The sequence below is a fragment of the Rhodococcus sp. 2H158 genome (genome assembly GCF_053764755.1).
This window is the reverse complement of the sequence record NZ_JBSNCE010000041.1, coordinates 1-11,054: the sequence shown is the minus strand read 5'-3', so window position 1 is coordinate 11,054 and position 11,054 is coordinate 1. Positions and strand designations below refer to the sequence as shown.

Here is an 11,054-nt window from a genome sequence, read left to right as displayed (position 1 = left end):
ACGGCGCGAACGCCGCGAGACCCGCCGGGACAACGATCCCCCCGCCTGTCGGCGCGGAGCTGCCCGAGCAGGTTACTCGCCGGTCGCCTTCCGGCCGCGTGACTTGCGCACCGGACCAATCTACAGGGTCGGTAAGGTCGGCTTCATCTTCGCCGCCGGGGGGGTGTCGGAGCCGTCACCACAGCACGGCGATGACGACGTTGAGGACGCCGAGAGCACCGGCCGCGTGTGCGAGGGCCGCGGTCGAGCCCGGGTTCTGCCGTTCCTTCTTCATGCCGACGATCGCGAGCACGAGGATGACGACGGCGACGACGAGCTTGATACCGATCTTCATGTGGTTCAGGTCGGCGTCGTTCGCCTCGTTGAGCCCGACCAGTGCGAGACCGGTCACCACCTGCAGGATCGCGCCGTGCAGCATGCCGGCCACCACGCGCGGTTCCTTGATCACGGCGAGCCAGGAGCCGATGATCCCGGCGAGGCCGATGAAGTGCAGGATGAGGAAGATCTTGATCGCGACGTCCATGCGGCCATCGGATCACCCGAGCAGGACGGATGTCCAATCCGCCCGACCTCGGGGTACGCCGCTCGTGACGAGGGTCACCGGGGCTGCCGACGTTGCCCCGCGTACCAGTCGAGCAGCTCCGGCGCGTCGACCGCGCTGCGATCCACCGTGCGTGCCGCGTCGGCGCCCTGGAAGAGCCGCTTGATCGGCACCTCGAGCTTCTTGCCGGTGCGGGTGTGCGGCACACCGGGGGCGGCGACGATGTCGTCGGGGACGTGCCGCGGCGAGGCCTGCTCCCGGATGATCGCGCGGATCTTCTCCCGCAGCTCGTCGTCGAGCTCGATCCCGTCGGCGAGCACCACGAACAGCGGCATCCAGTAGCCGCCGTCCGGCTGCTCGGCGCCGATCACGAGCGCCTCGACGACCTCCGGGAGCTTCTCGACGGCCTGATAGATGTCGGCGCTGCCCATCCGGACGCCGTGCCGGTTGAGCGTCGAGTCGGAGCGCCCGTGCATCTCCACGGTCCCGCGCCCGGTGATCGTGATCCAGTCCCCGTGCCGCCACACCCCGGGATAGACGGAGAAGTACGCCTCGCGGTAGCGGTGCCCGTCCGGGTCGTTCCAGAAACGGACCGGCATCGACGGCATGGGTGCGGTCACCACGAGCTCCCCCACGTCGTCGCGGACCGGGCGGCCGTGTTCGTCGTACGCGTCGAGCGCGACGCCGAGGTACGGCACCGACAGCTCGCCGGGCCACACCGGGACGGTGCGCACCGCGCCGACGAAGGCCGACACCACGTCGGTGCCGCCGGTGATGGACATCACCGGGACGTGTTCGCCGACGTTCTCCGCCAGCCACCGCGACGAGGACGCGGGCAGCGTGGACCCGGTGACCCCGACGGCCCGCAACGCGGACAGGTCGTGGTCCCGCCGGGGCACGACGCCCGCCTTGATGCAGGCCAGCACGTAGCCGGGACTCGTGCCGAGGACGGTGACCCGTTCCTCCGCGGCGATCCGCCACAGCCGGTCGACCTGCGGGTGCGACGGGCTGCCGTCGTAGCAGACGATCGTGGCCCCGACGAGCAGCCCGCCCGCCAGGAAGTTCCACATCATCCAGCTCGGGCTGGTGTACCAGAAGAAGGTGTCGTCGGGCCCGAGGTCGGTGTGCAGCGAGACCGCCTTGAGATGCTCGAGCACCACCCCGCCATGCCCGTGCACGATGCCCTTCGGCAGGCCGGTGGTCCCGGAGGAGAACACGACCCACAGCGGATGGTCGAACGGCACCGGCTCGGGGTCGAGGGGATGGTCCCCGAGGGTCGCCGCCTCCCAGGTGAGCGCGCCTTCGAGGTCCTGCCGCGGACCACCGAGCCGGGGCACCACGACGGTCAGCGCCAGCGACGGCAACTCCTCCCGCAGCCGGGCGACCGCCTCGGCGCGGGGGTGGGTGCGGCCGGCGAACCGGTAGCCGTCGGCGGTGATCAGGGCAGCGGGGTCGAGTTGCCCGAGCCGGTCCAGGGCTGCGGGGGCCGAGTAGTCCTGGCCGCAGGCCGCCCACACGGCGCCGATGCTCGCGGTGGCGAGCAGCGCGACAACGGCCTCCGGGATGTTCGGCAGGTAGCCGACGACGCGGTCACCGACGCCGATGCCGTGCTCGCGCAGCGTGGCGGCCAGCGCGGCCGCCTGCCTGCGCAGTTCGGCCCAGCCCAGCTCGGTGCGTTCCCCGTCCTCGCCGAGGTACACGATCGCCGGGCGGTCGTCGCGCGCGTGCCGCAGGGCCTGCTCCACGTAGTTCAGTCGCGCCCCGGGGAACCAGACCGCCCCGGGCATCGAGGCGTCGGCCAGCGCCGGTCCCGGATCGGTGCGCGACCGCACGTCGAACCAGTCCCACACGTCCTGCCAGAACCGCCCGAGGTCGTCGACGGACCACCGCCACAGGGCGTGGTAGTCGGGTAGGGAGAGTCCGTGGCGCTGCTCGACCCACCGGGTGAAGGCGGTGATGCGGGCGTCCGCGACGTCCTGTTCGGTGGGGGTCCACTGCGGTGGCACCGGCGTGTCGGTCATGCCGTCGCACCCCCTCGGTGATCGCCCGAGCGGGCCTCGACGGAGCGGTGCAGGATCTGCTCCGCGTGCCGCAGCACCGGCGCATCGACCATCCGGCCCTCGAACTGGAACACCCCCCGCTCCTCCGGCACCGCCGCCAGCACCCGCCGCGCCCACGCCACATCCTCCACGCTCGGCGCGTACGCGGACCGGATCACCGCCACCTGACCGGGGTGGATCGCCACCTTCGCATCGAACCCGACCGCCACCGCATCCAGCGCCTCCGCCCGCAACCCGTCGTGATCCTTGATGTTCAGATACACCGAGTCCAGGGCGAACCGCCCGTACGCCTTCGCCGCCAGCAACGCCTGCGACCGCACGTGCCGCGCCACGTCCCGATACGTCCCGTCGCCCCGGCGGGACGACTGCCCACCCAGGCCGACCACGAGATCCTCCGCACCCCACATCAGACCGACCGTGCCCGCGGCCAGGGCGATCTCGTCGACCTTCAACGCCCCCAGCGGGGACTCGATCAGCGCGATCACCTCCCGCGGCGCCAGCGATGTCACCTGCTGCGCCGACTCGCACTTGGCCGGCATCACCCGCATGTACTCGGTGGCCGCCAGCGCCTTCAGGTCCGCCTCGTGATCGTCGGTGCCGACGGGGTTGACCCGCACCACCGTCCGGGCCGGATCGAGCAGGGTGTCCTGCAGGCACCGGCGCGCGTAGTCCTTGTCCCCCGGCGCCACCCCGTCCTCGAGATCGAGGATCACCACATCCGCCGTCGCGGCCGCCTTACCGAACCGCTCCGGACGATCGGCCGGACAGAACAACCACGCCGGGCCGCCGACGCTGTACATAGAGACCTCCTCGATCGGGTGATCTCTTCGATGATGCGGCCCGGGCACCGCACTGTCAGCACAATCGTGACCCGAGCGCGGGACGGGTGGTCGTCCGCGCGGGAATTCCGCGCGGACGACCGGGAAGAGCGCGGATCCGTCAGGCGCCGGCCGCGGCCTCCGACTGCCCGGCCGAGGCCTCCGACTGCACGGAGCGGTGCAGGATCTGCTCCGCGTGCCGCAGCACCGGCGCATCGACCATCCGGCCCTCGAACTGGAACACCCCCCGCTCCTCCGGCACCGCCGCCAGCACCCGCCGCGCCCACGCCACATCCTCCACGCTCGGCGCGTACGCGGACCGGATCACCGCCACCTGACCGGGGTGGATCGCCACCTTCGCATCGAACCCGACCGCCACCGCATCCAGCGCCTCCGCCCGCAACCCGTCGTGATCCCTGATGTTCAGATACACCGAGTCCAGGGCGAACCGCCCGTACGCCTTCGCCGCCAGCAACGCCTGCGACCGCACGTGCCGCGCCACGTCCCGATACGTCCCGTCGCCCCGGCGGGACGACTGCCCACCCAGGCCGACCACGAGATCCTCCGCACCCCACATCAGACCGACCGTGCCCGCGGCCAGGGCGATCTCGTCGACCTTCAACGCCCCCAGCGGGGACTCGATCAGCGCGATCACCTCCCGCGGCGCCAGCGATGTCACCTGCTGCGCCGACTCGCACTTGGCCGGCATCACCCGCATGTACTCGGTGGCCGCCAGCGCCTTCAGGTCCGCCTCGTGATCGTCGGTGCCGACGGGGTTGACCCGCACCACCGTCCGGGCCGGATCGAGCAGGGTGTCCTGCAGGCACCGGCGCGCGTAGTCCTTGTCCCCCGGCGCCACCCCGTCCTCGAGATCGAGGATCACCACATCCGCCGTCGCGGCCGCCTTACCGAACCGCTCCGGACGATCGGCCGGACAGAACAACCACGCCGGACCACCCACGGAGTCGACGGAACCCATGCTTGTCCCCTATCCCTTCTGCGTGTCGTCGGCGGGCCGGCACTGCACGAGTGTCTGGCGCACCGCGACCGCGACGACGTCGCCGTGCTGGTTCCGGGCCGTGTGCTCGAGCGTGACGATCCCCTGCCCCGGCCGGGACTTGGACTCGCGCTTGTCGGTGACCAGGGTCTCGGCGTACAGGGTGTCGCCGTGGCGGACCGGCGCGGGGAACTTGATCTCCGAGAACCCCAGGTTGGCGACGATCGTGCCCTGGGTCAGCTGCGCCACCGACAATCCGACGAGGGTGGACAGGGTGAACATCGAATTCACCAGGCGCTCACCGAATTCGGTGCCCTCGCTGTAGGCGGCGTCGAGGTGCAGCGCCTGCGTGTTCATCGTCATCGTGGTGAACGCGACGTTGTCGGCCTCGGTGACGGTGCGCCCGGGGCGGTGCTCGTAGACCGTGCCGGCCTCGAACTCCTCGAACCACAGTCCCCGCTGGGTGACGCGTCGCTGAGCGCTCACAGGCCGAGCTCCCGCGCCACCAGCATGAGCTGGACCTCGGTGGTGCCCTCGCCGATCTCGAGGATCTTGCTGTCCCGGTAGTGCCGGGCCACCGCGTACTCGTTCATGAAGCCGTAGCCGCCGTGGATCTGCGTCGCGTCGCGCGCGTTGTCCATCGCCGCCTCCGACGCGACCAGCTTGGCGATGGCAGCCTGCTTCTTGAACGGCTTGCCCGCCAGCATGAGGGCCGCGGCGTCGTAGTAGGCGGCGCGGGCGGCATGGGCCCGCGCCTCCATCCGGGCGATCTTGAAGGCGATCGCCTGGTTCCGGCCGATGGGACGGCCGAACGCCTCGCGCTCCTTCGCGTACTTGACGGACTCGTCGACGCAGCCCTGCGCCGCGCCGGTGGACAGGGCGGCGATCGCGATGCGGCCCTCGTCGAGGATGCGCAGGAAGTTCGCGTAGCCGCGGCCGCGCTCGCCGAGCAGGTTCTCCGCCGGCACCCGCACGTCGGTGAAGCTCAGCGGGTGGGTGTCCGAGGCGTTCCAGCCGACCTTGTTGTAGGCGGGCTCGGCGACGAATCCGGGCGTGTCGGTGGGCACGACGATCGTGGAGATCTCCTTCTTGCCGTCGCGTTCACCGGTGACGGCGGTGACGGTCACGATCTCGGTGATGTCGGTGCCGGAGTTGGTGATGAACTGCTTGCTGCCGTTGATGATCCACTGGTCACCGTCGAGCTTGGCGGTGGTCTTGGTGCCGCCGGCGTCGCTGCCGGCGCCGGGCTCGGTCAGGCCGAACGCGCCCAGCGCCCGTCCCGCGGCGAGCTGCGGCAGCCACTTCTGCTTCTGCTCCTCGGTGCCGAAGCGGTAGATCGGCATCGCGCCGAGCGAGACGCCGGCCTCGAGGGTGATGGCCACGGACTGGTCGACCTTGCCGAGTTCCTCGAGCGCGAGGCACAGCGCGAAGTAGTCCCCGCCCTGCCCGCCGTACTCCTCGGGGAACGGCAGCCCGAACAGGCCGAGGTCGGCCATGCCCGCGACGACCTCGTACGGGAACGTGTGGTTGGCGTCGTGCTCGGCGGCGACGGGTGCGACGACGGTCTGCGCGAAGTCGGCGACGGTGCTCTTCAGGTCCCGGTAGTCGTCGGGAAGCTGTCCGGTGGAGAGGTAGTCGGTCATCGGGGTGTCCTAGCTGTCGGTGGTGTCGGTGCGGGCGGGAACGGAGTGGGTGGGGACTTCGCTGCCGGGGACGACGCGGGCGAGGAGCTGGTCGACCTTGACCTGATCGCCGGGGGCGACGAGGAGCTCGACGGTGCCGTCGACGGGCGTGGTCAGGGCGTGTTCCATCTTCATCGCCTCGACGACGACGACGGTGCTGCCGGCGGTGACGGTGGCGCCGTTCTCGACGGGGACGGCGATGACGGTGCCGGGCATCGGGCTGGTCAGCTCGGCCTCGCCGGCGTGGGCGTCGGCGTCGCGGATGTTCGGTTCGCGGGCCTCGCGGACCGGCCAGGTGCCGCCGTCGCCGGCGAGCCACAGCTGCCCGTCGCCCTCGGCGACGAGGAACTCCGAGCGCACCCCGTCGAGGGTGACGGCGAGGCGGCCGGCGTCGAGCCGCGCGGTGAGTACCCGCTCGGGACCGTCCTCGATCCGGGCAGTGGCGGCCTCCGGGGTGCCGGTGAGGTGCACGTGGTCGGTGCGGGTGGGGGTCTGCAGCCGCACGGTGGTCGGCGCGGGTCCCCCGACCCGCCAGCCGGTGGGCCGGTCCCACGGGTCCACCGCCGACGTCGTGGACGTCGCGGGCCAGCGGCGCAGCCAGCGGTGCGCGGCCGCGGCGACGAGCACCTGGTCGGGGGTGTCCGGGGCGGTGTAGTCGCCGAGGCGGCGATCGAGCAGCCCGGTGTCGAGGTTGCCGGCCTGCACGTCGGGATCGGCGAGCAGGAACCGGGCGAAGTCGATGTTGGTGACCACCCCGAGGACCGCGGTCTCGGCCAGGGCCCGGTCGAGCCGGCGCAGCGCGGCGGCGCGGTCGGGTCCGTGCGCGATCACCTTCGACAGCATCGGGTCGTAGTCGCTGCCGACGACCGTGCCCACCTCGAGCCCGGAGTCGACGCGGATCCCCGCTCCGTTGACATTTCCCGTCGCTGCGCTCGCCCCGGTGACATGCCCCGTCGCTGCGCTCGCCCCGGTGACATGCCCCGTCGCTGCGCTCGCCCCGGTGACGGCCTGGGCGGCGGGTTCGTCGAGCCCGACGACGGTGCCGCCGGTGGGCAGGAATCCGCGGGCGGGGTCCTCTGCGTAGACGCGGGCCTCGATCGCGTGCCCGGTCAGGGTGATGTCGTCCTGTTCGAAGCCGAGCGCCTCGCCGGCGGCGACGCGCACCTGCCACTCCACCAGGTCCAGTCCGGTGACCAGTTCGGTGACGGGGTGCTCGACCTGCAGGCGGGTGTTCATCTCCATGAAGAAGAACTCGTCCGGCGCGTCCGCGGAGACGATGAACTCCACCGTGCCGGCGCCGGTGTAGTCGACGCTGCGGGCGGTGTTGCACGCGGCCTGCCCGATCCGGGCGCGGGTGGGCTCGTCGAGCAGCGGCGACGGGGCCTCCTCGATCACCTTCTGGTGGCGGCGCTGCAGGCTGCACTCACGCTCGCCGAGATGGACGACGTTGCCGTGGGTGTCGGCGAGGATCTGCACCTCGATGTGCCGCGGGCGCTGCACGAACCGTTCGAGGAACAGGGTGTCGTCGCCGAACGCGGAGGCCGCCTCGCGCCGCGCGGAGGCGAGCGCCTCGGCGAGCTGACCGGATTCGGTGACCAGGCGCATGCCCTTGCCGCCGCCGCCGGCGGACGGCTTGATCAGCACCGGGTACCCGATGTCGCCTGCCGCGGCGATCAGCTCGTCGTCGGTCAGGCCGGGCCGGGAGATGCCCGGCACGACCGGGACGTCGAACGCGGCGACGGCGTTCTTGGCGGTGATCTTGTCGCCCATGACCTCGATGGCCTTGGCGGGCGGGCCGAGGAACACGATCCCGGCGTCGGCGCAGGCCTGCGCGAAGCCCGAGTTCTCGGACAGGAAGCCGTAACCGGGGTGGATCGCCTGCGCACCGGTGCGCCGGGCCGCGTCGATCACCTTGGCGATGTCGAGGTAGCTCTCGCGCGCGGCGGCGGGGCCGAGGCGCACCGCGGTGTCGGCCTCACGCACGTGCCGGGCGCCGGCGTCGGCGTCGCTGTACACGGCGACGGAGCGGATCCCCATCCGCCGCAGCGTGCGGATCACCCGGACCGCGATCTCCCCGCGGTTGGCGACCAGAACGGTATGGAACATCCCGGCTCGGCCGGTGGTATCGAACATGCTCATGTGCCTCACATCCGGAAGACGCCGTAGGAGACCGGCTCGAGGGGTGCGTTCGCGCACGCCGACAGGGCCAGGCCGAGAACTTCCCGCGTGTCGGCGGGATCGATGATGCCGTCGTCCCACAGCCGCGCGGTCGAGTAGTAGGGGTTGCCCTGGTGCTCGTACTGCGCGCGGATCGGCGCCTTGAACGCCTCCTCCTGCTGGGAGGTCCACGGGGTGCCGGACGCGTCGAGCTGTTCCGAACGCACCGTCGCCAGGACGGAGGCGGCCTGCTCGCCGCCCATCACCGAGATGCGGGCGTTGGGCCACATCCACAGGAAGCGCGGCGAGTACGCCCGCCCGCACATCGAGTAGTTGCCGGCGCCGTAGGAGCCGCCGACGACGACGGTCAGCTTCGGCACCCGCGCGCACGCGACGGCGGTGACCATCTTGGCGCCGTGCTTGGCGATGCCGCCGGCCTCGTAGTCCCGGCCGACCATGAAGCCGGAGATGTTCTGCAGGAACAGCAACGGGATCGAGCGCTTGTCGCACAGCTCGATGAAATGGGCGCCCTTCTGGGCGGATTCACCGAACAGCACGCCGTTGTTGGCGACGATGCCGACCGGGTGGCCGTGGATCCGGGCGAAGCCGGTGACCAGGGTCTTGCCGTACTCGGCCTTGAACTCGGAAAAGCTCGAGCCGGGCCCGGCCGGATCGCCGTCGACGATGCGCTCGATGACCTCGTGCACGTCGTAGGGGGTGCGCGGGTCGGTGGGCACGGCGTCGTACAGCTCGGCCGGATCCGCGGCGGGCGCGAAGGTCGGCGTCACGTCCCACGGCCGGGGGTTGCGGGGCCCGAACGTGGCGACGATGCCGCGCACCCTGTTCAGCGCGTCGCGGTCGTCCTCGGCGAGGTGGTCGGTGACACCGGAGACCTTCGAGTGCAGGTCGCCGCCGCCGAGTTCCTCCGCGGTGACGACCTCGCCGGTGGCGGCCTTCACCAGCGGCGGGCCGCCGAGGAAGATGGTGCCCTGGTTGCGGACGATGACGGCCTCGTCGCTCATCGCGGGCACGTAGGCGCCGCCGGCGGTGCACGAGCCCAGCACCGCGGCGATCTGCGGGATCCCCTTGGCGCTCATGGTGGCCTGGTTGTAGAAGATGCGGCCGAAGTGCTCGCGGTCGGGGAACACCTCGTCCTGCCTCGGCAGGAAAGCCCCGCCGGAGTCGACCAGGTAGAGGCAGGGCAGCTGGTTCTGCAGCGCGATCTCCTGCGCCCGCAGGTGCTTCTTGACCGTGACCGGGTAGTAGGTGCCGCCCTTGACGGTGGCGTCGTTGGCGACGATCACGCACTCGCGGCCGGACACCCGGCCGATGCCGGCGATGATGCCCGCGCCCGGGCACTCGTCGTCGTACATGCCGTTCGCGGCCAGCGGCGCGATCTCGAGAAACGCGCTGCCGGGGTCGAGCAGGGCGTCGACGCGGTCGCGGGGCAGCAGCTTGCCGCGGGCGACGTGCCGATCCCGCGCCTTCTCGCTGCCGCCGAGGGAGGCGGTCGCGAGCTTGTCGCGCAGCTCGGCGACCAGCTGCACGTGCTGGTCGCGGTAGGTCCGCGGAGCGGTCGTTGGGGGGGTTGTCACAGTACCGTCCTCGCCATGGGGGTGAACGCCTGAGTTAATACTCGATAACTGAAAATAAGGTTAGCTGTGATTAACTGAGTTGTCCAGACCACATCAGGAAGGAAGGGTGCGGCCGATGACCGAGCTGAAGCCGGACACCGACGAGCAGCTGCTCACCCCGCGCGGCCGGGCCAAGGCCGACCGGCGGCGGCAACTGCTGCAGGCCGCGGCACGGCTCGTCGCCGAACGCGGCTTCAACGGCGTGCGCCTCGAGGATCTCGGCGCGGCGGTGGGCATCAGCGGTCCCGCCGTCTACCGGCACTTCCCCAACAAGGACGCGCTGCTCGTCGAGCTCCTGGTCGACATCAGCCGCCGTCTGCTGGCGGGCGGTACCGACGTGCTCGACCACACCGACGAGCCCCGGCGCGCGCTCGACCGGCTCGTGGACTTCCACCTCGACTTCGCGCTGGGGGAGCCGGACCTGATCCGCGTCCAGGACCGGGAGCTGCAGTCCCTCCCGGAGGACGCCCGCAGGGAGGTGCGCCAGACCCAGCGGCGGTACGTCGAGCTGTGGGTGGGCGTGCTGCGCCGGCTCGACCCCGCCCTGGGGGAGTCCGACGCTCGGACCATGGCCCACGCGGCGTTCGGGCTCATCAACTCGACGCCGCACAGCGCCGACCGGTCCTCTCCCGCGGCGACCCGGGCGGTCCTGCGGCGCATGACCCTGGCCGCGCTCGGCGCCGATCGGCCGGGCATCGAGGACTCCGGGACCTGAACAGGCACGGGGACCCCGTCCGGATCTCCGGACGGGGTCCCGTTTCGCCGCTGTTACCGGACCCTGCTCCTCGTCATGGAGGTGTAGGCCAGCGTCAGCACCGCGGCCACGGCGATGCTGATGATCCAGCGGATCCAGTCGATACCTTCGGTGTCGCCCTGGTCGCTGATCATGCCCCAGATCCAGTAGCCGAGCAGGGCGCCGATGATGCCGATGACGATGGTGATGAGCCATCCCATCGCCTGCTTCCCCGGTATCACCAGCCGTGCGAGCACACCGATGACCGCGCCGAAGATGATCGTGCCGATGATTTCTCCCATCACGGGCTCCTCTCTCGGAACATCGAACCGTGGGGACGGTATGCCACAGAGTGCGCGGAATATGCGCGCTTCGGGTGAATTCCGGTGAATCTTCTGCAAAAAGTTGCGCGGTCCCGGAGGTGGGGGGGGG

At 71.1% G+C, this 11,054-nt stretch carries 10 protein-coding genes; 1 reads left to right on the top strand and 9 read right to left on the bottom strand.

Features of this window, described 5'->3' with window-relative positions; genetic code table 11:
• Positions 1-175: 175 nt before the first annotated feature.
• From ACWPOB_RS26800 to ACWPOB_RS26765, 8 genes are all read right to left on the bottom strand, one after another.
• A complete protein-coding gene (locus tag ACWPOB_RS26800) occupies positions 176-523 on the bottom strand; it encodes a hypothetical protein (RefSeq protein WP_006939718.1) in 348 nt (115 codons plus the stop codon).
• A 74-nt stretch (positions 524-597) separates the two neighbouring features.
• Positions 598-2,562, bottom strand: a complete 1,965-nt coding sequence (locus ACWPOB_RS26795) for an acetoacetate--CoA ligase (RefSeq protein WP_100056623.1) — start codon at positions 2,560-2,562, stop codon at positions 598-600.
• Positions 2,559-3,401: an HpcH/HpaI aldolase/citrate lyase family protein gene (locus ACWPOB_RS26790; protein WP_455402677.1), complete on the bottom strand. Its 843-nt coding sequence runs from the start codon at positions 3,399-3,401 to the stop codon at positions 2,559-2,561. The genes ACWPOB_RS26795 and ACWPOB_RS26790 overlap by 4 nt, the downstream gene beginning before the upstream one ends.
• Positions 3,402-3,540: 139 nt before the next feature.
• Positions 3,541-4,398, bottom strand: a complete 858-nt coding sequence (locus tag ACWPOB_RS26785; protein WP_455402676.1) for an HpcH/HpaI aldolase/citrate lyase family protein — start codon at positions 4,396-4,398, stop codon at positions 3,541-3,543.
• Positions 4,399-4,407: 9 nt separating this feature from the next.
• Entirely contained in the window at positions 4,408-4,902 is a 495-nt protein-coding gene (locus tag ACWPOB_RS26780; RefSeq protein ID WP_100056620.1) for a MaoC family dehydratase, read from the bottom strand.
• Positions 4,899-6,059, bottom strand: coding sequence for an acyl-CoA dehydrogenase family protein (locus tag ACWPOB_RS26775; protein WP_455402675.1), 1,161 nt, complete (start codon positions 6,057-6,059; stop codon positions 4,899-4,901). The genes ACWPOB_RS26780 and ACWPOB_RS26775 overlap by 4 nt, the downstream gene beginning before the upstream one ends.
• A gap of 9 nt (positions 6,060-6,068) precedes the next feature.
• Complete coding sequence (locus tag ACWPOB_RS26770) at positions 6,069-8,231, bottom strand: acetyl/propionyl/methylcrotonyl-CoA carboxylase subunit alpha (RefSeq protein WP_455402680.1); 2,163 nt, start codon at positions 8,229-8,231, stop codon at positions 6,069-6,071.
• Between the two features lie 11 nt (positions 8,232-8,242).
• Positions 8,243-9,850 (bottom strand): carboxyl transferase domain-containing protein, encoded by a 1,608-nt coding sequence (locus ACWPOB_RS26765; protein WP_100057577.1) that lies wholly within the window; start codon positions 9,848-9,850, stop codon positions 8,243-8,245.
• Positions 9,851-9,965: 115 nt separating this feature from the next.
• Here ACWPOB_RS26765 and ACWPOB_RS26760 point away from each other — a divergent pair, with 115 nt between their 5' ends.
• The gene (locus ACWPOB_RS26760) at positions 9,966-10,604 is read left to right on the top strand and encodes an SACE_7040 family transcriptional regulator (protein ID WP_455402674.1); all 639 of its coding nucleotides are present in this window, start codon (positions 9,966-9,968) and stop codon (positions 10,602-10,604) included.
• 53 nt (positions 10,605-10,657) lie between these two features.
• On the opposite strand, the gene ACWPOB_RS26755 is transcribed toward ACWPOB_RS26760, so the two are convergent.
• Entirely contained in the window at positions 10,658-10,924 is a 267-nt protein-coding gene (locus tag ACWPOB_RS26755) for a GlsB/YeaQ/YmgE family stress response membrane protein (RefSeq protein WP_006947094.1), read from the bottom strand.
• Positions 10,925-11,054 lie beyond the last annotated feature (130 nt).

Bases quoted from the DNA above. Each gene is read 5' to 3' on its own strand.
- ACWPOB_RS26800 (WP_006939718.1), bottom strand. From the start codon at position 523: ATGGACGTCGCGATCAAGATCTTCCTCATCCTGCACTTCATCGGCCTC.
- ACWPOB_RS26755 (WP_006947094.1), bottom strand. From the start codon at position 10,924: ATGGGAGAAATCATCGGCACGATCATCTTCGGCGCGGTCATCGGTGTG.
- ACWPOB_RS26785 (WP_455402676.1), bottom strand. From the start codon at position 4,398: ATGGGTTCCGTCGACTCCGTGGGTGGTCCGGCGTGGTTGTTCTGTCCG.
- ACWPOB_RS26790 (WP_455402677.1), bottom strand. From the start codon at position 3,401: ATGTACAGCGTCGGCGGCCCGGCGTGGTTGTTCTGTCCGGCCGATCGT.
- ACWPOB_RS26795 (WP_100056623.1), bottom strand. From the start codon at position 2,562: ATGACCGACACGCCGGTGCCACCGCAGTGGACCCCCACCGAACAGGAC.
- ACWPOB_RS26775 (WP_455402675.1), bottom strand. From the start codon at position 6,059: ATGACCGACTACCTCTCCACCGGACAGCTTCCCGACGACTACCGGGAC.
- ACWPOB_RS26760 (WP_455402674.1), top strand. From the start codon at position 9,966: ATGACCGAGCTGAAGCCGGACACCGACGAGCAGCTGCTCACCCCGCGC.
- ACWPOB_RS26770 (WP_455402680.1), bottom strand. From the start codon at position 8,231: ATGTTCGATACCACCGGCCGAGCCGGGATGTTCCATACCGTTCTGGTC.